General features: G+C 61.8%; 20 protein-coding genes. 9 read left to right on the forward strand and 11 right to left on the reverse strand.

The window, feature by feature from the left end; translation table 11 throughout:
• Window positions 1–189 precede the first annotated feature (189 nt).
• Window positions 190–2,898 carry a hypothetical protein gene (locus RA167_RS00975; RefSeq protein WP_076785931.1) on the forward strand — a complete coding sequence of 903 codons (2,709 nt, stop codon included), beginning with the start codon at window positions 190–192 and terminating at the stop codon, window positions 2,896–2,898.
• Here the strand turns inward: RA167_RS00975 and RA167_RS00980 are convergent.
• The 5 genes from RA167_RS00980 to pxpB all read right to left on the reverse strand — a co-directional run bounded on the left by RA167_RS00980 (window position 2,819) and on the right by pxpB (window position 7,125).
• A complete protein-coding gene (locus RA167_RS00980; RefSeq protein ID WP_076785932.1) occupies window positions 2,819–3,775 on the reverse strand; it encodes a DUF979 domain-containing protein in 957 nt (318 codons plus the stop codon). The genes RA167_RS00975 and RA167_RS00980 overlap by 80 nt on opposite strands.
• Complete coding sequence (locus RA167_RS00985) at window positions 3,775–4,515, reverse strand: DUF969 domain-containing protein (RefSeq protein WP_076785933.1); 741 nt, start codon at window positions 4,513–4,515, stop codon at window positions 3,775–3,777. The genes RA167_RS00980 and RA167_RS00985 overlap by 1 nt, the downstream gene beginning before the upstream one ends.
• 74 nt (window positions 4,516–4,589) lie before the next feature.
• A complete protein-coding gene (gene pxpA, locus RA167_RS00990; RefSeq protein ID WP_076785934.1) occupies window positions 4,590–5,366 on the reverse strand; it encodes a 5-oxoprolinase subunit PxpA in 777 nt (258 codons plus the stop codon).
• Window positions 5,367–5,381: 15 nt separating this feature from the next.
• On the reverse strand, window positions 5,382–6,410 hold the full coding sequence (locus RA167_RS00995; protein ID WP_076785935.1) for a biotin-dependent carboxyltransferase family protein: 1,029 nt from the start codon (window positions 6,408–6,410) through the stop codon (window positions 5,382–5,384).
• Window positions 6,411–6,471: 61 nt separating this feature from the next.
• On the reverse strand, window positions 6,472–7,125 hold the full coding sequence (gene pxpB, locus RA167_RS01000; protein ID WP_076787574.1) for a 5-oxoprolinase subunit PxpB: 654 nt from the start codon (window positions 7,123–7,125) through the stop codon (window positions 6,472–6,474).
• A gap of 189 nt (window positions 7,126–7,314) precedes the next feature.
• On the opposite strand from pxpB, the gene RA167_RS01005 reads away from it, so the two are divergent.
• Window positions 7,315–7,827, forward strand: a complete 513-nt coding sequence (locus RA167_RS01005) for a winged helix DNA-binding protein (protein ID WP_076785936.1) — start codon at window positions 7,315–7,317, stop codon at window positions 7,825–7,827.
• Between the two features lie 16 nt (window positions 7,828–7,843).
• Here the strand turns inward: RA167_RS01005 and RA167_RS01010 are convergent, their stop codons facing one another.
• Window positions 7,844–8,467 carry a 5-formyltetrahydrofolate cyclo-ligase gene (locus tag RA167_RS01010; RefSeq protein ID WP_076785937.1) on the reverse strand — a complete coding sequence of 208 codons (624 nt, stop codon included), beginning with the start codon at window positions 8,465–8,467 and terminating at the stop codon, window positions 7,844–7,846.
• 33 nt (window positions 8,468–8,500) lie between these two features.
• On the opposite strand from RA167_RS01010, the gene RA167_RS01015 reads away from it, so the two are divergent.
• Genes RA167_RS01015 through RA167_RS01025 form a run of 3 tightly spaced genes read left to right on the forward strand, consistent with a single transcriptional unit; the run spans window position 8,501 to window position 12,033 of the window.
• On the forward strand, window positions 8,501–10,474 hold the full coding sequence (locus tag RA167_RS01015; RefSeq protein WP_076787576.1) for a lytic transglycosylase domain-containing protein: 1,974 nt from the start codon (window positions 8,501–8,503) through the stop codon (window positions 10,472–10,474).
• A 58-nt stretch (window positions 10,475–10,532) separates the two neighbouring features.
• Window positions 10,533–10,781, forward strand: a complete 249-nt coding sequence (locus tag RA167_RS01020; RefSeq protein ID WP_076785938.1) for an NAD-dependent epimerase/dehydratase family protein — start codon at window positions 10,533–10,535, stop codon at window positions 10,779–10,781.
• 7 nt (window positions 10,782–10,788) lie between these two features.
• Entirely contained in the window at window positions 10,789–12,033 is a 1,245-nt protein-coding gene (locus tag RA167_RS01025) for a multifunctional CCA addition/repair protein (RefSeq protein ID WP_076785939.1), read from the forward strand.
• Between the two features lie 166 nt (window positions 12,034–12,199).
• Here RA167_RS01025 and RA167_RS01030 read toward each other — a convergent pair whose 3' ends face one another.
• Both RA167_RS01030 and RA167_RS01035 read right to left on the reverse strand, forming a co-directional pair.
• Complete coding sequence (locus RA167_RS01030) at window positions 12,200–12,898, reverse strand: dienelactone hydrolase family protein (protein WP_076785940.1); 699 nt, start codon at window positions 12,896–12,898, stop codon at window positions 12,200–12,202.
• Window positions 12,899–13,054: 156 nt separating this feature from the next.
• Window positions 13,055–14,275, reverse strand: a complete 1,221-nt coding sequence (locus RA167_RS01035) for an MFS transporter (protein WP_076785941.1) — start codon at window positions 14,273–14,275, stop codon at window positions 13,055–13,057.
• Between the two features lie 528 nt (window positions 14,276–14,803).
• On the opposite strand from RA167_RS01035, the gene RA167_RS01040 reads away from it, so the two are divergent.
• The 3 genes from RA167_RS01040 to RA167_RS01050 all read left to right on the forward strand — a co-directional run bounded on the left by RA167_RS01040 (window position 14,804) and on the right by RA167_RS01050 (window position 17,875).
• Window positions 14,804–15,463: a HugZ family protein gene (locus RA167_RS01040; RefSeq protein ID WP_076785942.1), complete on the forward strand. Its 660-nt coding sequence runs from the start codon at window positions 14,804–14,806 to the stop codon at window positions 15,461–15,463.
• A gap of 458 nt (window positions 15,464–15,921) precedes the next feature.
• A complete protein-coding gene (locus tag RA167_RS01045) occupies window positions 15,922–16,221 on the forward strand; it encodes an H-NS family nucleoid-associated regulatory protein (RefSeq protein WP_041753907.1) in 300 nt (99 codons plus the stop codon).
• Between the two features lie 487 nt (window positions 16,222–16,708).
• Window positions 16,709–17,875, forward strand: a complete 1,167-nt coding sequence (locus RA167_RS01050; protein WP_076785943.1) for a cation diffusion facilitator family transporter — start codon at window positions 16,709–16,711, stop codon at window positions 17,873–17,875.
• A gap of 13 nt (window positions 17,876–17,888) precedes the next feature.
• Here RA167_RS01050 and RA167_RS01055 read toward each other — a convergent pair whose 3' ends face one another.
• Window positions 17,889–18,347, reverse strand: a complete 459-nt coding sequence (locus tag RA167_RS01055; RefSeq protein WP_076785944.1) for an Lrp/AsnC family transcriptional regulator — start codon at window positions 18,345–18,347, stop codon at window positions 17,889–17,891.
• Window positions 18,348–18,596: 249 nt separating this feature from the next.
• Between RA167_RS01055 and RA167_RS01060 the strand changes: the two genes are divergently transcribed.
• Window positions 18,597–19,730: a glycosyltransferase family 4 protein gene (locus RA167_RS01060; protein ID WP_076787578.1), complete on the forward strand. Its 1,134-nt coding sequence runs from the start codon at window positions 18,597–18,599 to the stop codon at window positions 19,728–19,730.
• A 19-nt stretch (window positions 19,731–19,749) separates the two neighbouring features.
• Here RA167_RS01060 and RA167_RS01065 read toward each other — a convergent pair whose 3' ends face one another.
• Window positions 19,750–20,430, reverse strand: coding sequence for an exonuclease (locus tag RA167_RS01065; RefSeq protein ID WP_076785945.1), 681 nt, complete (start codon window positions 20,428–20,430; stop codon window positions 19,750–19,752).
• 11 nt (window positions 20,431–20,441) lie between these two features.
• Window positions 20,442–21,089, reverse strand: coding sequence for an MBL fold metallo-hydrolase (locus RA167_RS01070; protein WP_076785946.1), 648 nt, complete (start codon window positions 21,087–21,089; stop codon window positions 20,442–20,444).
• Window positions 21,090–21,287 lie beyond the last annotated feature (198 nt).

The following is a 21,287-nucleotide window of genomic DNA, read 5'->3' on the forward strand; positions in this document are numbered from 1 at the left end:
TGAATGAAGTGATGGTGACACAGCAAGGCGGCGCACAGCCAAAGCGATATGATGCCCGGTGGCATGGGCAAAAGCCATTTAATTCGCTTAGCGGCGTCGTGCGCGCGGAAGCGTCTCGCTTCGGATTAAAAGTGTAAATGATAATGGTTATCGTTAATATGGATTGCGTCCATTGTTTGATCGCAACCCATGCTAAGTTTTTCTACATGTCCAATCGGCTTGCCTCTGTTAGGCGCCTCGCGGGCGAAAAAGTACGTTCACCAAGACAAGGCCGATGTTCATTCCGATCCGCCGAAGATCGACGTGGAGATCGCGTCCGTTGCCAACTGTTCGGGGCTGCTAGATGAATTAAATGCCATCAGCGATGGCACGCCTGCCTGCCGGAAGGCGTCGCTGAAGCGTCTTCGATGGGGTACAGCGTCCTGCTCGCTCATCGATAAGCATGCTGCAACGCTCGACGAATTGAAAGCATGGCGTCGCGGTACGGCCCCGGCCACGATGCTGGGACTGGAGTGCCCTAGCGAGCTGTATGCTCAAGTGAAGCGACTGGTGGAGCAGCGGCTCGGCGAGACCTCGGAGCATTGTGGTGCGCTGGCGATCGATGCCGATGAGTTCGTGCATTGCCTGTATGTGATGGTCGTGACGCTGATTCAAGTATCAAAGGGCGACGGCGCCGGCGTTGAAGCAGCGTTCAGGCAAGCATCGGAATTGCTTGCGCATGACCCGGTCGGATGGCTCAAGGACGCGGGTATTCCGCATGGCATCGCGGATATGGCGGTGACCGCTGGCATGACTGGACCGTTGCTGGCGCTGGCGGGGCTGGCGATCAAGGAGGGCCTTGCTGAATGGCGCCGTGCGCGCAAGACTGACAAGGCGTTGGCGCAGGCACTCGATCAAGTGGATAAAGAAATAGTCGCGCTGCAGGCGCTCTCTGCGTTGCTTGATGCGCGGCGTCACAACGTGGGTGGCACGGCAGAACAGCGCAATGATGAGGGTACGGGCGCTAATGCGACGCCTGTAAGCGGTCAGCCGCTGCCCAAGCTCACGGCCATCCAGCAGGAGCGGCGTGCCGCGTTGCGCTTTCTGCGCAAGCAGAACGATGCGGACAAGGTGATTGGTGCTAGTTCATTCGCCTCTGGTAGCGCCATTGCAACCAAATGTATCGTCGATACCACGTTAAAGGGCGTCTACATCGGACAGCAGGGTAGCGCTGTTGCAACAACTGCTGCTGGCGCTGCGGGCGTGGTTGGTTCGGCAGCACTGGGTCCGATGGCTGCGGCCGGTTCGCTGGCGCTCGGCGGTTACATGCTGCACAAGTCCCGTAAAAAACGCGACGCGTTCCGTGCAGAAAAGCAAAGCACGGATTCGAGAATAGCTTTTTGGCTAAAACGAACTGAAGCGCAGCGCCGAGGCGGCGCGTCAATGGATCCGCCGTATGACGAGCATACGCTCAGCGAGCGCTATGCACGCTTTCTTCGCGAAAAGACTCAGCAGCACGATGCGTTCTTCACACGCTATACGGACTGGAATAAAGGGTTTGTCGCCGGTAGTGGCCTTTATACCGCTTGCACGGTCTCCAAGCTTGCGCTGGCTGGCATCGTCGCGGCGGGTGGCACTGCGCTCGCGACGCCAGCCGCGCCAGTCGTGCTGATGGCCGGGACAGGTCTAGCCAGTGCCGCGATGATTTTTTTCTCAATGCAGTACCTGAAGGGTCACGGCAAACTTCAGCGTTACCAGCGCTATTATCACGACGATGACCCCGAACTCGATCGGCATTTTTTGGCGAGTGTCGATTTGTTATGCGCGGACGATCGACCGGGGGCGGGTTTTGATCTGCGTAAGGTCTTCTATTATCAAGCGGCGGCACGCGAGGACCAGCGCCAGGCCTTCCTTGCTGACGTGGCTGCGCGATGCGCGAAGCGGTTTGACGATCAATATACCTATACAGCCGACGACGACGAGGTGATTCGCCGACGGGGCCCTAAACCTAATGGTAAGCAGCAGCTGACGCAGTTCGCGCGGCGTGCCGGGGAGGCAGTAGTAGGCCGGGCCAAGGCCGCATCGGCGTTTGCTCGTACGGTCCATCTGGATGCGCGGACACAGACCTCGCGGGCCGCGCGCAGCGCGTGGAGCAATGCATCCGGCGCGGCGCGCAATGCATGGAATGAGTCGCGGCGCCATTTGACAAGAACGAGCCTAAAAGCGTGGCTTGCCGATCCAGCGAATCATGCCGAACAGGCGCGCGTGCTCAAGCAAATGATCGAGACACAATTGATTTATTTGGAGCGTAAGCTTGAAACTAAGCACCGCGCGTATAGCCATATCGAGCGCGGGCTCAATGTTGATAGAGGCGCGATGCCAGCGCATCGTCGCGGCGTGGCGGGCGTGCCAGCCCCTGTCGCCGCGTCGATGCCGGACGTGGCCGCATCCGAGGTACAGCGGCTTGTGCTGGGATTAAGCCGCGACATCGAAAATGACGAATGCCTATACCGCCAGGCTGTACTCGTGCGCGATGCACTGAGCGTGCTGGCGAGCCGGCCTGCGGGGACCCCGGGCAGCCGGCAGTTGCTCGCTTGCGCAATCGAACAGTTCATCAGCACGCAACAGGGCATGCTGCCGGATGCGGATATGCCGCTGCCGGACCTGGAAGCCAGCCACGATCGCTTGGCGACGTACCTAATGAAGGAAGCGCCGGTGCGCTACAAGGACCTGCGCGGCAAGCTGGTCGAGACGGAGCTCCAAGCCACGCGCATTTGGCAGGCATGGGAACAACGGATGGCCAGCCTCGTGTCGCAGGCTGGCACCCTCCAGCCCAATGCTACGCGCGAAACGCCAGCACGTTCATCAGCACGATATTGGCCACGAGGATCGCCAGTGCGGTCGGCACTTGCGCCTTGATCACCGCGTTTTTGTCGGGCAACTCCAGCAGCGCTGCCGGCACGATGTTAAAGTTCGCGGCCATCGGCGTAAGCAGTGTGCCGCAATAGCCAGAGAACATGCCGATCGCGGCCATCACGGCTGGGTCGGCGTGGAACACACCGACCAGCACCGGCACGCCGACGCCGCCGGTCATGACCGGGAACGCGGCAAAGCCGTTGCCCATAATGACCGTAAAGAGCGCCATGCCGATACAGTACACCGCGACCGCGATTACCCGCAGGTCCATGTTGATGTAGGCCGTGGTCAGGTGGGCAACCGCCTTGCCCACGCCAGCGTCCGAAAACACCAGTCCCAGCATGCCCAACATCTGCGGCAGCAGCACCGCCCACGACAGCGCATCGACCAGGCGCCGTGTTTCCCGGGTTGACTGCGCAAGCGTGTCGCGCGTGAGCAAGCATGCGAACGCCACGGCGACGAGGCAGCCGATGCCGAATGCCACGAGCGTGACGTTCTTCGGGTCCAGCAACGGTGTGCCGCCAACATTCAGATGCGGTGCGGACAGTGTGAGCACGACGGTGACGGCCGGGATCGTCAGCGCCGGAAGGAACAGCTTGTTGCCGAGTCGTTTCGCGCTCGCCGTGCGCAACTCCGCCGATAGCATTTTCGCCTTGCCGCCGGCCACGCCGCCGAATCCGGCGATGAGCGCCATTGCGATGACGAAGGCGCCGACCAGTTCAGCCGGCAGGCGCTCGCCGATTAGGAAGATGATGGCCGCCAAGGCCCAGAATGTGCCGGCCAGCCAGCGCTTTGGATGCGTGGTGTCGGTGACGATCATGCCCGCGACAATGGCCAGCAGGATGCCCACCAGCCAGTAAAGATAGTTGATCGACAGCATTACGCTTGTTCTCCGCTTGATTGGGTGGGGGGGACGTCGGCGCCGCGCGGCTGGGTCAGCAGTTCGCGATCCAGCGACCGGTCGAGCAGGTACAGCCGCGTGCCATGGATCAAAAAGGCGCAGATCGCGGTCGGGATACCCCACAGCGCGACGTGCAACGGCACTACGTCGATGCCTGCCTCGTGCAGGAACGTGGTCATCAGCACGATCGCGCCGAATGCCACGAACACGTCCTCACCGAAGAACAATCCGACGTTGTCGGTGGCCGCGGAGAACGCCCGCAGCTTGTATCGCACCGCATCGGCAAGCGCGCCATAGCGCGTTTGCGCGGCGCCTTCGGCCATCGGCGCGATCAACGGACGGACCATCTGCGGATGACCACCCAGGCCGGTCAGTCCCACCGCGGCGGTCACTTCCCGCACGAACAGGTAGACGATCAACAGGCGTCCCGCAGTGGCGGACTTGATGCCGGCAATCCACTGGTGAGCCCGCTCGCGCAGCCCGTGACGCTCCAGCAAGCCAATGACTGCGAGCGGCAGCAGGATAATCAATGGAAGGTTACGCGTCTTAACAAAGCCGATACCGATTTCCGCGAGGATCTTGGCCGGCGGATAGTGAGCGGCGGCGGCTGTCACGATCGCGGCGGCGGTGACCACGAGCATCGGATTGAAGCGCAGCACGAAGCCGGCAATGATGACGGCCACTCCGAGCAGTGGCCAGAGATTGAGGGTAGTTTGCATGAGATCTCCAATTGGCAAGTCCAGCGGTGGTGAACAAGCATGAAAAACCCGGCTTCATGGACCGGGCTGTGTTGTCAAGCATCGGGTGCACAGCCCACCGCCATTGCGACGTGGCGGGCTGCGTCAACCCGGATGCCTTCATTGGCCAGCCGCGCGCGGATGCGGCGGGCAAATTCGAGTGCGTGCGGACCGTCTCCGTGCAGGCAGATCGTCTGGGTGTTCAACGTCACCCAATGTCCGTCCACGGACCTCACGCGCTTGTCCCGGATCATCACCAGCGTGCGCTCCAACACCGCCTCCTCGTCCTCGAGCAGCGCGCCGGGCAGCTTGCGCGGCACCAGCGAGCCATCGGACAGGTAGCCGCGATCAGCGAACACTTCTTCGATCGCGAGCAGACCGGCACGCCGGGTCGCTTCGATCAGGCGGCTGTTCGCCAGACCGAACACGGCCAGCGATGGGTCGAAGTCGCGCACCGCGGCAACGATCGCATTGGCCAGCGTGATATCGCGCGCGGCCATGTTGTACAGGGCCCCATGAGGTTTCACGTGAGCCACCTTGCCGCCTTCGGCATGCACGATTGCGGCAAGGGCGCCGAGCTGATACAGCATGCCGGAATAGACATCGGAAGGCGGTAGCGCCATCTCGGCACGTCCGAAATTGTCCGGATCGTTGAAGCTAGGATGCGCGCCGATCGCCACGCCTTTCTCGATGGCCCAGCGAACACTCTGACGCATGATGCTGGGGCCCCCTGCATGCCAGCCGCACGCGATGTTCGCCGAACTCACTAGTTCGAGCAGCGCTTCATCATTGCCACATCCCTCGCCGAGATCGGCGTTCAGATCGACTTCCATGTTCCTGCCTTCAATTCATGCCGCAGCCTTACAGCGCTCCTGCTGTAGTGCAATGGCCAGCTCGATATGGCGCAAATATTTGTTGAGTTCCGCCAGTGCGTTGCGCGCCTGTTCCAACGAACATTGGATGAAATGAACCCGTTGGTTCAACCGAGCCTGCGCGAGCAGCCACAGGTCCGCGGCGATCACGCTGCCGAACCGCGGGTAGCCGCCGGTGGTCTGGGCGTCGCTCATCAGCACGATCGGCTGCCCATTCGGTGGCACCTGAATGGTGCCCGGCAGCACGCCGTGTGACAGCAGATCGATCGGGCTTTGCCGCTCCAGCACCGGGCCGGCTAGCCGGAAGCCCATCCGGTTGCTGTTTGGTGTGATCGACCAGTCCTCGTTCCAGAACGCGGCGTGGGCCTGCGTCGAAAAGCTTGCATATTCGGGGCCGGGTATGACCCGCACGCGCGTCGCGATGGCGCCGAGCCGGTGACCAGCGCCCTGTTCAAGATACTCTAGTGCGCACCAAGATGGTGGCTTGACCCCGAACGCCGGTGCTTCCGGGCTGAATGCGGGGTTGCGCGCGCTCGCGGGCAGTGGCGTCACCGGCAAGCGATCGCCGTCCTTCAATACCCGCCCCGCGAGCCCGCCGAAATGCGCGCCCAAATCCGTCGAGCGCGAGCCCAGCATCGGCATCACATCAATGCCGCCGGCAATCGCCAAGTAGCCGCGCATGCCGATCGACGGCGCGCGCAGCGTCAAGGTTTGTCCTGCTTGCACCGGCAGGCTGCGCCATGCGTAGACAGGCTGGTCATCCAGCGTGGCGTGGAAGTCGGCGCCGGTCAGCGCGATGCGTGTGGCACGCGGGAACCGCAGCACCACCGGCCCTAGGGTCAATTCGAGCCCTGCGGCCCCCGGGACGTTGCCCACTAGCCGGTTGGCTACCTGCAGCGCCACGGTGTCGAGCGCGCCGGCGGTGCACACGCCACACTGGCGATGGCCGGTGCGGCCCAGGTCCTGGACGCTCGTCAGCGTCCCCGCGCGGATGACCTCGATCATGCGTGCCTCCCTGCCCAGTCATTGCGCGCCTGCAGTACCGCAGCGCAAGCCCGTCCATCTTTCATGCCAGCACCTCCGCGATGGTGAAGCGGACTTTATCGCCTGGCAGCAGTGTCGTGCTTGGTGTCCTGGCTGGATCGAACAGCACCATGTCCGAGCGCCCGATCAATTGCCAGCCGCCCGGCGACGTGGCCGGGTAGATGCCGGTCTGCTCGCCGCCGATGCCCACTGATCCGGCCGGCACCGCGAATCGCGGCTCGTGCCGCCGCGGCGTGGCCAGGCTTGCGTCGAGTCCGCCCATGTAGGCGAATCCGGGCTGGAAGCCGAGAAAGAACACAACGTATTCACCGGCCGCATGCCGCTCGACCACTTCGCGGGGCGAGTAGCCGGTGTGCCGCGCCACGTTTTCCAGGTCCGGTCCCGCCTCGCCGCCGTAGCGCACCGGGATCTCGACGACGCGGCATGCTGTCTCCTCGGCCGGGGCTCGCGCCCAAGCGCCGCGCAGCTGTATCGCCAACCCGTCCGGATCGGCATGTAGCGGGTCAAATACCAGGGTGACGTTGTTCATGCCAGGTACCACGTCCAGCACATGTGGCCAGTCGCGTGCCATCCGGGCCACATGCCACACGCGCTGCTGGTACGCGAGCGTGGCCGGCGGTGGCAGCTCGCACACCAGTGCCTGATCGCCCAGCGGGAAAATTCTTGGTGCAGTCATCATTGATTCGCCTCCATAGCCATGCATTCTGGTGAAGGGGACGCGTATCCGCGCGTGCCTCAGGCATATTTTTATCTCGTATTGTCAATAAAATATAGAGAATTTATCAATAAGTGTTTTCACGAGACATTGCCGAGCGTTTGTCCGCCGCTATACTGGGGGCCCTGCAACGAACCACGGTCATTTGGCATGATCCGCACGCCAACGAAGATTGTCTCGTCAGAACACCTCATGTCTGAAACCAGCGCGGAGCTGTCTGAGTTCGAGTATGGATTGATCCTGGCTAGCCACGCGTTCGATCGTTGGATGGTGCGCTGTATGTCCGCGGCGGGCGCCAAGGACATGACGGCAATCGAGGTGTCGCTGCTGCATCATGTGACACATCGCGAGCGCAGGAAGAAACTGGCGGATATCTGTTTCGTGCTGAACATCGAGGATACGCATGTGGCGACGTACGCGCTGAAAAAGCTGGTCGCGCGCGGTTACGTGGCCAGCGAGAAATCCGGTAAGGAGGTGTTTTTTTCGGCGACTGAGGCCGGCCGCGAGCTTTGCCTGAAGTATCGCGAGGTGCGCGAGAGTTGCTTGATGGTGACGTTGGCCGAAGCCGGCCTGGACAATGCGCAGATCGGTGACGCCGCGCAGTTGCTGCGCACCGCGTCAGGCCTCTACGATACGGCCGCGCGCGCCGCGACGTCGCTCTGAGCGCGTCGGGCGGCGATCAATAGCAGAGCGCGTCTGTGACGATAACGTCCAGCGGCAAATCGTGCGCTTCGTGCGGCAGTGAGTCCGCCCGCGAGCATTCATAGGCGATCCCCACGGTGACCGGCGGGCCCGCGCGCGCCGGCCAGGCGGCCAGCGTCCGGTCGAAATAGCCGCCGCCGTAGCCGAGCCGGTACCGTGATGCGTCGAAGCCAACACATGGCGCTAGCAGCAGGTCCGGTACGACGCTGACTTCGTGCGCCGGCACGGGAATCCGATAGCGCCCTTCTTTCATCGGCGAGTCGGGTGTCCACGCGTGGTAGGCCATCGGCGCGTGCGGCGCGACGATAACCGGTAATGCTGCCCGCCGCGCGGCGTCGCCGCTCAGCCAGTGCGCGACCACGCGTCGCGCGTCGAACTCTGCAGCAACCGGCCAGAACAGGCCCACGCAACGCGGCGCATACCGCTGCAGCACATCAGCCAGGCGCACCGCCAATTCGACGTCGGCCTGCGTGCGCTGCGGCGTGCCGGCGAAGCGCTCGCGTTCGGCCAGCAACCGGGCGCGCAACGCCGTCTTCAGCGACGATCGCGTTGCGCTTTCTTCGCTCAGCAGTCCTGGCTCGCGTGCTATGCTTTTTATCACTGGCAGAGTCCTTGTTTAAACGTGAAAAAGAAGATACCCGTGCGCGTTCACCGAGTATATCGTGCGGTCACAGGCGCGTTGACGGCGGCGCTCTTTGTCGTGTGCGGCAGCGCTTTTGCGGTACGGTCGCTACCTGGCGCCGTGCCGTCCGATCCGGACCAGATATTCATGCAGCTTCGTGAGGCGGCACGCAGGAACGACGCGGCCGGCGCTGCACGGCTGGCGGCATTGATTCCCGATTATCCCGCTGCGTCGTATCTGACGTACTTCCAGATCAAGCCCACGTTGTTCGATGACCAGGGCCACGCGCGTGTCGATGCGGATGACGCACCGGTGCTCGATTTCTTGTCGCGCTACGATGGCCAGGCGATTGCGGAGCGGATGCGCAGCGATTACCTTGCGGTGCTCGGCGCGCGCCATGATTGGCGCAATTTCGACGCCCAATATGCGCGGTTTGTGCTCGACGACGATACGCAGATCAAATGCTACGCGCTCGAGTCCAAGGCAGCACGGCGCCAGGATGTCGCCGATGCGGCGCGTGCGCTGCTCGTCGAGCCTAAATGGTATGGTGACGGCTGCATCGACCTGATCACCGATTTGGCGCAGCGCGGCCAGTTCAGCGCCGATGACGTATGGGCGCAGATTCGGCTGGCGCTCGAGCAAGGCTACTCGAGTCTGGCGTCCAAGCTTGTCGAGGCGCTCGGCAGCGACCGGCCCGATTCAGTGCTGTACGAGCAGGCGACGTCGTCTCCGCCGCTGTATCTGGCGCGCGGGATGGCGCCGAATACGCCGGCACACCAATTGGCGTTGGTCGCGATCACGGCGATGGCACGCAATGATCCCGTGCTAGCCGCGACGACCTTCGCGTCGGTCAGTGAAGCGCTTACCCCCCAGGAGCGGGCGCTTGGTTGGGGAACAATTGCATACCAGGGCGCCATCAAGCGGCTGCCGGCGGCCGCGCACTGGTACCGCCTGACGACCGGTGCGCTGTTGAGCCCGCCGTCTTACGAATGGCGGGTGCGCAGTGCATTGATGGTTGGCGACTGGGCCATGGTGCGCTGGAGCATTGAGCAGATGCCGCCGAGGTTGCGCGCGCAGCCCGCGTGGGTCTACTGGCATGCCCGTGCGCTGGCGCAGGCCGGCGACAAGGAAGCTGCAGCGCAGGAATACGAATCGATCGCATCGCAGTTCCACTTCTACGGTCAATTGGCCGCGGAGGAACTCGGCCGCAAGACGACGGTTCCACCGCGCACCGAGGTCACCGATGCAGAAGTGGATGCGATGAGCAAGGTGCCCGGCTTCGCGCTTGCGCAGCGCTTTTATGCGCTGAACCTGCGCCTGGAAGGCAATCGCGAATGGAATTGGCCGCTGCGGCCGATGAGCGATCGGCAATTGCTCGCCGCCGCCGAGTATGCGCGTCGCATCCAACTGTTCGACCGCGCGGTAAACACTGCGGAGCGCACGCAACTGCAGCACGACTTCACGCTGCGCTACCTGTCGCCGTTCCGCCAGACGGTCGAGCGCGATGCACAGCGCACCGGGCTGGACATCGAATGGGCATATGGGTTGATGCGACAGGAGTCGCGCTTCATCATCAACGCACGCTCTGGCGTCGGCGCGAGCGGCTTGATGCAGCTGATGCCGACCACCGCGCAGATGGTTGCCAAAAAAATCGGCCTGGGCAGGCTCTCGCGTGCGCAGATGAACGACATCGACACGAATATCCTGCTCGGCACAAACTATCTGTCGATGATCTACAATCAGTTCGACGGCTCGGCCGTGCTCGCGACGGCTGGCTACAACGCCGGCCCCGGCCGGCCGCGCCAGTGGCAAAAGAGTCTCAACCGGCCAGTGGAGGGCGCGATCTTCGCGGAAACCATCCCGTTTTCAGAGACGCGGGATTATGTGAAGAACGTGCTGTCGAACACGACCTACTATGGCGCGTTGTTTGAGGGCCAGCCGCAGTCGCTGAAGGCGCGCCTGGGCGTGATCCTGCCCGCGCCGTGACGAATCAGCGTGCACGAGCGTGGGTAGCGCGCGTCGTGTTCACGTCGGGAGGCGAATCATGCGACAGACGAGCGTCGTCGTGCTTGGCGCGTCTGGGTTCATCGGCCGCTATGTCGTGAACGCGCTGGTTCATGCGGGCAAGCGGGTCGTCGTCGCGACGCGCCGGTGTCAACATGCCGCGCATCTGACGCGGCTGCCGGTCGACGTGGTCGAGGCCGATGTCTATCCAGAGCGTGGCGCTGCTGTATCTGATCGGTGCGACGTGCGAGGCGTACTACAGCGCAAAGCGTATGATCGGGAAAAGTGAACGGCTGATGAATGTATACGCAGTGGGTGGCGCCATCCGCGACGAGTTACTGGGCAAACCGGTGCAGGATCGCGACTACGTGGTGGTCGGGGCGACACCCGAGCAGATGATAGCGCAGGGCTTTCGCCCCGTCGGCAAGGACTTTCCGGTATTCCTGCACCCGCGCACGCAGGAAGAGTATGCGTTGGCGCGCACGGAGCGCAAGACGGCAGCCGGCTATCACGGGTTCCAGTTTTTCTATGCGCCGGATGTGACGCTGGAGCAGGACCTGGCGCGGCGTGATCTAACCATTAATGCAATGGCGCGGGCGGTGTCGTCCGATGGCACGCTGCACGGGCCCGTGATCGATCCGTTCAACGGCCAGGCGGATCTCCAGGCGCGTGTGTTTCGCCATGTCAGTGACGCGTTCGCCGAGGACCCGGTGCGCATTCTGCGGGTGGCGCGCTTTGCCGCGCGCTTCACCGATTTCACCGTTGCGCCGCAGACACTGGCGTTGATGCGGCAGATGGTCGCGGCGGGCGAAGCCGATGCGCTGGTGCCCGAGCGCGTATGGCAGGAACTCGCGCGCGGTTTGATGGAGGCCGAGCCCTCGCGGATGTTCGATGTACTGCGCCAATGCGGTGCGCTGGAGCGCGTGCTGCCCGAAGTGGCGAGGCTGTTCGGTGTGCCGCAGCGTGCCGACTATCATCCGGAAGTCGATACCGGCGTGCATGTGATGATGGTGATCGACTATGCGGCGGCGCGGCACTATGCGCTGCCGGTACGCTTTGCCGCGCTCACGCACGACTTGGGCAAGGCCGACACGCCATCCCATGTGCTGCCACGCCACACTGGACATGAGGCGCGTAGCGTCGAGCGCATCCTGCCGCTGTGCGAACGTCTTAGGGTCCCCAACGATTGCCGTGATCTGGCGGTGTTGGTAGCGCGCGAACACGGCAACGTCCATCGCGTGATGGAGATAGGGGCGGCCGCGCTGGTACGTATGCTCGAGCGCAGCGACGCGCTGCGCAAGCCTGCGCGGTTTGCGCAGGCGCTGCAGGCCTGCGAGGCGGACTTGCGCGGGCGCCTGAATTTCGCGTCTCATCCTTATCCTCAGGCCGAACGACTGCGCGTCGCGCTGATGGCCGCTCGCGGCGTCGACGCCGGCGCCATCGCGCAACGCACGGCCGGCGAGCCGGCCCGCATTAAGGAGGCCGTGCATATGGCGCGTGTGCGGGCTGTCGAGTGTGCGATACGCGAGGGCGCACGGTAGCGTGCCGGCGGCTATTCCGGGGCTTTCACTGGTTGCAGCGACACCCAAGCTTGCTATGCTGTGCCGCGCCGCCGCGTAATACACGCGGTGCTTAGCGCGGACGGTCCGGTGCGCTCGTTGCCGAGCTGTTCCCCGCGCACATCCGTCCGACCGTGCTGCCGGTCGCCTACAGATGTTCGACCAGGAAAGTCAGCGTGCGCCCATGTGCCAACGCGGCTGCGCGTTGCTGGTAAGTTGCGCGATGCGTGCAGTTGAAGCCGTGGTGTGCGCCTGGGTACAGATGGAATTGGGCATTGTTCCGGCCCGTGAAGCGCTCCTTTACCTGACCCACCGCGGATAGCGGGATATTGGCGTCCTCCTCGGCATAGTGAAACAGTATCGGCACATGCACCTGTGCCGCGCGGTCCAACTGGTTCTGGATGCCGCCGCCATAATAGGCGACTGAGGCGTCCACCGAGCCGTGCGCGGCCATGTTGTAGGCGAGCAGCCCGCCGAAGCAGTAACCGATCGCGGCGATCCTGCCATCTTGTTCCGGTAGCGCGCGCAGCGCCTGCGCGGTCGTGGCGAGGTCCTTCAGCGTCTTGCCAAAGTCGACCTGCTGCATCAGCGTGATGCCCCGGCTGCGATCCGCGTCTTCATACCCGAGCTCGACTCGCGGCTCGCTGCGCCAGAAAATGTCCGGCGCCAGCACTACGTAGCCGTCTGCCGCGTACTGGTCGGCCACTTCGCGGATGTGCTGGTTGACCCCAAAGATCTCCTGGATCAGTACGATCCCGGGCCCCTTGCCGGTGTGCGGGAGCGCGAGATACGCCTGGAACGTTCCGTCGTCGGTGGCAATGTCATGCCATGTCGAATGCGTAGTCACGTTGATTTCCGAGTCGCTAAAAAGAATCGAATGGAAAGAATTGGTCAGTGTGCCACCATTTCAATTGCTGCGCGCGCATCGCCGGTGCATTGCGTTGCGGCGGTGACCGGAATGAATCATGTCAAAGTATTCCCCTAAATTAATTTGATGGCCGACTCACAGTCCGATGCGTTTCAGGCCCCGCGGCCCGACGACGGCGACCAGCGCTGCGCACAGCGCGACAATCGATAGTCCAATCGGTAGCGTCGTGGCTTGAGCCACGCCACCGATCAGCGCAGGGCCCACCAGCAATCCCACATATGCCATTCCCGCAACACGTGCCAAGCCCTGCGCTGCGCGCACGCCTTTGACGTTGGCCGCCGCGGCAAACAGTACCGGCATCATGTTCGCCATGCCGAGTCCCATTAACGTGAAGCCGGTCAGCACGATATACGGGAAAGGCAGCAGCAACGCGATCACCATGCCGGTACAGGCGAGCAACGCGCTCATGCAGACGAGTTGGGGCGCGCCGAGACGGGCGCGGATCCAGTCACCCGCGAATCGTGCGACGGCCATGCCGGCTGAAAACGACGCGTACGCCGTACCTGCAAAAGCGGGGCTGGTCAGTACGATGTCGCGCATATAAACAGTCGTCCAGTCGTACATTGCACCTTCGGCGATTAGCGCGATCAGCGCGACACTGCCGAGCAGCGCCAACTCACGCGAGCCGCTGTGTGGCTTGCCCGGCGGCGGATGCCTATTCTCGGCGACATGCGGCAACACGCGGCCACGCGCCGCGAGTAGGACCGCGGTGGCTATCAATGACACTACAGCCATATGCAGTTCAGGGGCAATACCTAGGCCAAGCAACGCCGCACCGGCAGCCGCCCCGCCCATGCCGCCGATGCTCCACATGCCGTGCAACGACGACATGATCGGCCTGGCAGCAGCGTTCTCGATCGCACTGGCTTCGGCATTCATTGCAACATCGATGGTGGCCATCGTGACCCCGAACAGTGCAAGCATGGCCAGCAGTGCAATATAGGAAGGCATGGTGAGCACGAGCGACGCACTGACTCCCATTGCGGGGCCGGTAATCAGGTACGCGCGGCGTGTACCCACCTTCGCGAGCCATGGCCCGACACACAGCATCGCCGCAATCGAACCGCCGGCCACTGCAAGTAGCGCGACGGACAATTGTGCGGCGTCCAGTGCGAATTTGTCGCGTACCGTCGGTATGTTTACGCCCCACGACGCGTACAGCATGCCGCTCACGAAGAAGACCGCCATCGTCGCGATGCGCGCGCGCCATAGTGTCGAGCGCGGCAATCGCCGCGCGGTGGAGGAGGGCGACGTGGCAACCGGGTCAGGCACATTCGAAGAGTATTGATCGGACACAAGTGAACCCCGCGGCGAGCCCGCCGAATGGGGCGGCGCCGAGCTGAAGTGAACGGGACCGCGTCCAGCGCGCGGCAAGACCACTCATTTTAGCGAACGCTTGATACCCGCGTCGCCAGCGAGCCGTTAAGATCATTGCGTGCTGTGCTGTGCTGTGCTGTGCTGTGCTGTGCTGTGCTGTGCTGTGCTGTGCTGTGCTGTGCTGTGCTGTGCTGTGCTGTGCTGTGCTGTGCTGTGCTGTGCTGTGCTGTGCTGTGCTGTGCTGTGCTGTGCTGTGCTGTGCTGTGCTGTGCTGTGCTGTGCTGTGCTGTGCTGTGCTGTGCTGTGCTGTGCTGTGCTGTGCTGTGCTGTGCTGTGCTGTGCTGTGCCGTGCCGTGCCGTGCCGTGCCGTGCCGTGCCGTGCCGTGCCGTAGGCCCAATGCCGGAGGGGGAAGACACAGCAGAGGATGCCTGCCGCAGGTACCACGCGGGAACGGAATAGGACTCGTCGCCCGTGAGCGGCGGTAGCGTGACTGATCGAGGTGATTCTTGAACATCCCTGTAACTGCTCCGATTCATCTGCTGCACGCCCAACCGGTGGGAGTGCTGGCGACGCATGCTCGCCAATCAACAGGATTTCCATTTCCGACGGTTTTGTCCTACGCGTTGGATGCGCACCATCGTCCGGTTGTCCTAGTCAGTCGTCTGGCAGAGCACACGCGCAATCTTGCCGCGGATTCGCGCGCGGGTTTTCTCGTCTACGATCCCGCAGTTGACGTGTCGAACACCGAACGGGTCACGATCGTCGGGCGGTTCGAGCCGACCGATGAGACAGGGGCGACGCTGGCGCGTCGATATTTGCGTTATCATCCAGAGGCTGAGCAATATTTGGCGCTGGGCGACTTTGTGTTTTACGTGCTCAGGCCGCAGCGCATCCGCTACATCGGCGGATTTGGCACAATGGGATGGCTGGACGCCGCGCAATGGGATGGTTTGCCTGCACTTGCGGAGCACGAAGAGCAGGCGTTGATCGACGCATTGACGCCGAGCGACGCGGCAGCACGCGGTTTCCGCCTGCTTGGGGTCGATCGCTTCGGCGCGGATTGGGTGCAACACGGCTGCCGTGCACGTGTAGCGCTGAACGAGCCGCAAAACGATCTGGAGGCGTTGCGCGCGGCGCTTGCCGCCGAACTGCGTCAACTCAGCTGACTGCCCGGACGGTGGCGCGTTCGCTACACGAAATTATTTGAAACACGAACGCGTGCGCATTCTTCTGCTGAAAGAGTTAAACCCGACGTATTAATTAATCTGACCATTCGTCGGCAGTAGAATAGTGCCTCGCTTCCTTGCGGTCAGGAAAAGTCTGGACTAGTCAATACGCGAGGGCCCACGCTTTAGCGGTTTATCAAATAAAATCGAACTCGAATGTCGATTGCCATGGTCTCCGGATGATTGTTGATCACTGGTCACTGCGTTCGCCGCTGTAATAGGCAGTCGCGCGAGCATATTTTTGTAACATGACGTCAATCCAATGCTGAATCTGTATATCAGCTATTTGTCTCAGTCGCATTTTGTGTTAAATTCACTAGGTACTATTCCGAGGTGATCTCTATTGGAGCGACTTAACGGGCGCAGAACCGAGTCGTGTCTACTATCCAAGGACCCCTATGTCATCGTACAAAGAGCTTCTTGCACAGCGTGAAAAGCTGGAAAAGCAAATCGAAGAGGCAAAGGCCAAAGAGTTTGCTGAAGTTGTCAACGACATCAAACAAAAGATGGCCGATTATGGTATTACACTGGCTGATCTCGGCTTTGGCCGGGGCAAGCTGGCGAAGGCGGGACGGCCTCGTGCAGGTGTGGCGCCGAAATATCGCGACCCTGCTAGTGGCAGCACTTGGTCGGGTCGTGGCAAACCGCCGAAGTGGATTGCTGGAAAGAATCGGGATCAGTATTTGATTCAGCAATAAGTCAGGAGGCCGCGCAAGCGGTTATAGCGAGGGTGTGCCGAACCACGGATCGCCCACAAAGAGAAGGCCGTGTGCCCGACAAGGGCCACTGGCCTTTTTTATTGCTGCGTCTCAAACCGTGCCGGGCGCAAAACTGTGCCGGACGCGAAACTGTGTCGGATGCGAAACTGTGTCGGATGCGAAACTGTGTCGGATGCGAAACTGTGTCGGATGCGAAACTGTGTCGGATGCGAAACTGTACCGGACGCGAAACAAGCCGGGCGTCAAACCATGGTGGATTCAAAACCATACCGGCTGCGTACTCTGACGGATACTGCGAAATGGCGTGTGATAGCCCTGCAGCGTGTTGCAGACGTGGAATGAGAATGCGTCACATCATCGTAAACTGATGATTTTATTCTGAAAAATCGTGAGAGCGGCGCGAACCAGATTCGGCTGATAAAATAGCCATCCAATCAATGGTCTTCGCCGCCCTGATCTATTTTTCATGACCGCTCCGTTGCCCGAGCGCCAAGTCGTCGCACAGAAATCCACATTGGTGAGCATCGTACTCAATACGGTGCTGATGATGACGCAGATCGTGGTCGGCGTGCTTGCCCATTCGCAAGCGCTGGTTGCCGACGGGGTGCATTCGCTGGCCGACCTCGTGTCTGACTTCGTCGTGCTGGTTGCCAATCGGCACAGCGGGGCCCACCCGGACGCCGATCACAACTACGGCCATAGCCGCTACGAAACCGTTGCTTCGCTTTTTCTGGGTAGCCTGCTGATCGTCGTGGGCATCGGCATGATGTGGCGCGGCGCGCAGCGCATCGCCGATCTCGATGGCATTCCGCCCGTGCATGTGTCCGCGCTCGTCGTCGCCGTGGCGGTGTTGTTTTCCAAGGAATTACTGTTCCGCTATATGTTGCGCGAGGCGCAGCGGGTGCGTTCGGCGATGCTGGTGGCCAATGCATGGCATGCTCGATCCGATGCCGCGTCCTCGCTCGTGGTTGCGATCGGCATCGTCGGCAGTCTGGCGGGCTGGCGGTGGCTGGATCCGATCGCGGTAGCCGTCGTCGGCTTCATGATTGTCCGGATGGGCTGGATTTTTAGCTGGGATGCGCTTCAGGACTTATCGGACCGAGCATTGGACGAACAGACGACACGTCGGATCCGCGAAATGCTGCTATCGACACCTGGCGTACAAGGGGTGCATGAACTGAGAACGCGCAAGATGGGCGATGCGGCATTGGTCGATGCCCATATTCTCGTAGAACCTCGAATCACCGTTTCCGAGGGGCACTATATCGCAGAGACGGCCCGTTTGCGTGTGCTGAAGGAGCCGCACGTGCTTGATGCGTTGATCCACGTTGATCCGGAGAGCGACGACGAGCGCATCGCGTGGGAAGCGTTGCCGCCGCGCGATCAGTTGCGCAAGAATCTGGAGCGCGAACTCTTCCCTCACGGCGTGCAGTTCGTGTCGTTCGACATCCATTATCTGCGGCACGGCGTCGAGCTTGACTTGCTGCTCACACCGGGCAGCGGCGCGCAAGCCGGTGGTGACCATGACTTAACTCAGGCGCTCGATCTCGATGCCGTCGCCCAGCGTCTCGGCGTGTGCCAGATCCGGCTGCAGCAGAGGGTTGGTCCGGCTGCGGTGCACGCGACGACCTAATGTGCACACCGTATCAAAGCGGCAATTGCGTGTCGAACTTGATTTCCCGCAGTACGATGCTGGTGTGGACTTGCGCGACGGCTGGAATCGTGAAAATGCGCTCGTGCAGGAACGTGTCGTAAGCTTTGATATCGGCTGCAACGATTTTTAGGATGTAATCGGCCTCGCCCGTCGTGCTATAGCATTCGGTGACTTCCGGGCAGGTCGCGATTTCCCGCTCAAATTGCTCCACGCCGCCCTCGGTATGGCGCGTCAAATGGATATGGGCGAGCGCGCACATAGGTAATCCGAGCTTTTCCCGGTCGAGCAACGCAGTGTAGCGCTGGATCACCCCCGACTGCTCCATTTCCTTGATTCGTCGCCAGCACGGCGTACTCGATAAACCGACTTGATCGGAAATTTCCTGTACCGAGCGGCGCGCATCGAGCTGCAGCAGGCGCAATATCTTTTGAGAAAACGCATCGAGTGCCAAGAGTGCCTCCCTTTAGCGCGTTTCTATTTCTTGAATGGTAGAGAAGTCGCGAATAAAACGCAATTCGTATCGGTTGTATTGAGTGACTTGGTCTCTGTCCGGTCTACTTGCCGCGGCACTTTTACTCATAGTGCCCATATTCGCCGCGTTGGCGTGCGGGCCGGCGTTTTTGCGATTGGCAATTGTGTGAGTCGGGCGGCTCCATTAGACTGCGCGCGCTCGCAACAAAAAATTTTTTACGCTCTTATCATGCGCGTCATGCTGGTGGCCAATACGCTGTGGTCCATTGTCATCTTTCGTCCAGGGCTGCTGCGCACGCTGGTTGGAATGGGGGTTGATGTCGTCGTGATGGCGCCTGTCGACGATACGTTGCCACGTGCACGCGAACTGAACGTGCGGGTCATCCCGCTGGAGCTGTCCGCGAAAGGCACGAACCCGCTGCACGATCTCGGGTTGGTGCGCACGCTCGTGACGTGCTACCGTGCGCTGAAACCGGACCTGGTGTTCCACTACACCATCAAGCCGAATATCTATGGTTCGATCGCGGCCAAGTTGGCTGGCGTGCCGTGTATCGCCGTGACCACCGGACTTGGCTACGCGTTCGTGAATACCAATCTCGTCGCGCGCGTGGCCAAGGTGCTGTACCGCTTCGCTTTTCGTTTCCCGCGCGAGGTGTGGTTCCTCAACGGTGACGACCGGCAGGACTTCGTCGCGCAGCGACTGGTCGATCCGGTCAAGACGCAGGTGTTGCCCGGCGAGGGCATCGACCTCGCCCATTTCGCGCCGCGTGCAGCGGGCATGCCCGACGGCAAGGTGCGCTTTCTGCTGATCGCCCGCATGCTGTGGGATAAGGGGGTTGGCGAATACGTCGAGGCTGCCCGCCTTGTCCGCGCGGTGTATCCGCAGGCGGTGTTCCAATTGCTCGGCGCGACCGACGTTGCCAATCCAAGTGCGATCAGTGCCAAGCAGATGCGCACGTGGGCCGCCGAAGGCGTGGTCGAGTACCTCGGCACGACGCAAGACGTACGCGATATCATCGCGCGCGCTGATTGCCTCGTATTGCCGTCCTATCGCGAAGGCGTGCCTCGTACGCTGCTGGAGGGGGCGGCGATGGCCAAGCCGCTGGTGGCGACGAAGGTGATCGGGTGCCGGGAAGTCGTAGTCGACGGCGAAACCGGACTGTTGTGCGCGCCCAGGGATGCCGCGGACCTGGCGCGCAAACTTCAGCACATCATTGAAATGGGGCCCGACGCGCGCGCGACCATGGGCGCGCGCGGGCGACGAATGGTTGAGCAGCGCTACGACGAACGGATCGTCATTGAGCGCTATCTAGAAGCGATGCAGCGGATTGGATTGAGGATCACTGACATGCCGGTAGCGTGACGGCTGGCGGCTTAGGGGCTCAAAGGCCGCCGCCCTGTTGTCCGGGTTCCGTTTCGGACTCCGCGGGGCCTGCCGTTGGGTCGAGAGGCGTTGCTTTCGCGAGTCCGTCGTTCGTTGTCTCCGCCAGCCATTGGGCATGCGCCGCCTGGTGGACGCGCAACTCCGACAGCATGTTGCAAAACAATGCCCCCTGCTCGATCGCATCGTCGAGCGCCACATGCGTGTGCGGATGGGCGTCGAACCAGTGCTTCGGCAGTCGCGGCTTGATCGCCTTCCGGTAAGGCAGCCCGGTCATTGCAAACGCCAGCGTCTTGATGTCTAGCGCCGACCAGGAAAACGGGCAGCGGCCAGCAAAGCGCATCATGTACCAGAACATGAACGTGAAGTCGAAGCCGGCCGGATAAGCCACGAAGACGGGCTTGCCGGGTAAAGCCTCGACCCAATCGACATAGGCGGGCAGTGCTTCTTCGGGCGCGCGCGTATCTGTACGGCATGCTGCCCAAGCGTCGGGTTGCGTTTTCCACCACGCGTCCTGAATCGGATGCGCAGACGCGCCGGGCAGCGTGTCCAAGTTGGCAGAGAACGTTGCGATCAGTTGTTTGTCCGCGGTATAGGCCGCTGATGCGAAACTCAGCATTGAATGCGGGCCGGGAATTGGGCCGTCAGCCTCGATATCAGTGCTGACATAGATTTCGTCCATTGAGTATCCGGTTAACTGGCAGTAATGTGGTCCGCCACGTATGGGTTCGTGCGCCGCTCGTCGCCGAAGGTCGACATCGGACCGTGTCCGGGGACGAAGCGTACGTCGTCACCGAGCGGCCACAGCTTCTTGCGGATCGACGAGATAAGATCTGCATGATTGCCGCGCGGAAAATCTGTCCGCCCGATCGATCCCGCGAACAGTACGTCACCGACCAGCGCAAGTCGATGTTCGCGGCTGAAAAAAACCACGTGTCCCGGCGTGTGTCCCGGGCAGTGAAGGACCTCCAGTATCTCATTGCCGAACCGCACGGTATCGCCATCGTGTAGCCAGCGGTCCGGCTCGAACGCTTGCGCCGCCGGTAGGCCGAAACGCGTGCTCTGCTGCGGCAGCAATGCCAGCCAGAATTGTTCATCCGGATGCGGTCCTTCGATCGGCACGCCGTAGTAGCTTGCCAATGCACGGGCACCTGCGCAATGGTCGACGTGTCCGTGCGTCAACAAAACCTTTTCTACGCTCGCGCCGTGCTTTTGCACCTGCGCCTGGATCAATTCCAGATCTCCTCCCGGATCAACAATGGCGGCGCGTTGAGTCTGCTCGCACACGAGCAGCGAGCAGTTCTGCATGAAGGCAGTGACGGGAATCAGCTTGACTTGCATTGGGTTCGGAAGCGCACTGAACGGCTTGGCTGAATGAAGGCAACATTGTAGTCGTCATGTCCCGATCCGCGCATCCGCGCATCTGCACGTTCGCCTGGCCGCAGTAGCGTACTGCGGAAAATGACGATCTGCACTAATCGGGTATAATGGCCGGCATGCACCTTAATTGTGCATGCCAAGTCGGACGCCCCTGCACCA

The sequence above is a fragment of the Mycetohabitans endofungorum genome (genome assembly GCF_037477895.1).
Taxonomy (GTDB): Bacteria; Pseudomonadota; Gammaproteobacteria; order Burkholderiales; family Burkholderiaceae; genus Mycetohabitans.

Excerpts from the sequence above, each read along its gene's own strand:
- RA167_RS00975 (WP_076785931.1), top strand. The coding sequence starts at position 190 with ATGCTAAGTTTTTCTACATGTCCAATCGGCTTGCCTCTGTTAGGCGCC.
- RA167_RS00980 (WP_076785932.1), bottom strand. The coding sequence starts at position 3,775 with ATGCTGTCGATCAACTATCTTTACTGGCTGGTGGGCATCCTGCTGGCC.
- RA167_RS00985 (WP_076785933.1), bottom strand. The coding sequence starts at position 4,515 with ATGCAAACTACCCTCAATCTCTGGCCACTGCTCGGAGTGGCCGTCATC.
- pxpA (WP_076785934.1), bottom strand. The coding sequence starts at position 5,366 with ATGGAAGTCGATCTGAACGCCGATCTCGGCGAGGGATGTGGCAATGAT.
- RA167_RS00995 (WP_076785935.1), bottom strand. The coding sequence starts at position 6,410 with ATGATCGAGGTCATCCGCGCGGGGACGCTGACGAGCGTCCAGGACCTG.
- pxpB (WP_076787574.1), bottom strand. The coding sequence starts at position 7,125 with ATGACTGCACCAAGAATTTTCCCGCTGGGCGATCAGGCACTGGTGTGC.
- RA167_RS01005 (WP_076785936.1), top strand. The coding sequence starts at position 7,315 with ATGATCCGCACGCCAACGAAGATTGTCTCGTCAGAACACCTCATGTCT.
- RA167_RS01020 (WP_076785938.1), top strand. The coding sequence starts at position 10,533 with ATGCGACAGACGAGCGTCGTCGTGCTTGGCGCGTCTGGGTTCATCGGC.
- RA167_RS01025 (WP_076785939.1), top strand. The coding sequence starts at position 10,789 with ATGAATGTATACGCAGTGGGTGGCGCCATCCGCGACGAGTTACTGGGC.
- RA167_RS01045 (WP_041753907.1), top strand. The coding sequence starts at position 15,922 with ATGTCATCGTACAAAGAGCTTCTTGCACAGCGTGAAAAGCTGGAAAAG.
- RA167_RS01050 (WP_076785943.1), top strand. The coding sequence starts at position 16,709 with ATGACCGCTCCGTTGCCCGAGCGCCAAGTCGTCGCACAGAAATCCACA.
- RA167_RS01060 (WP_076787578.1), top strand. The coding sequence starts at position 18,597 with ATGCGCGTCATGCTGGTGGCCAATACGCTGTGGTCCATTGTCATCTTT.
- RA167_RS01065 (WP_076785945.1), bottom strand. The coding sequence starts at position 20,430 with ATGGACGAAATCTATGTCAGCACTGATATCGAGGCTGACGGCCCAATT.
- RA167_RS01070 (WP_076785946.1), bottom strand. The coding sequence starts at position 21,089 with ATGCAAGTCAAGCTGATTCCCGTCACTGCCTTCATGCAGAACTGCTCG.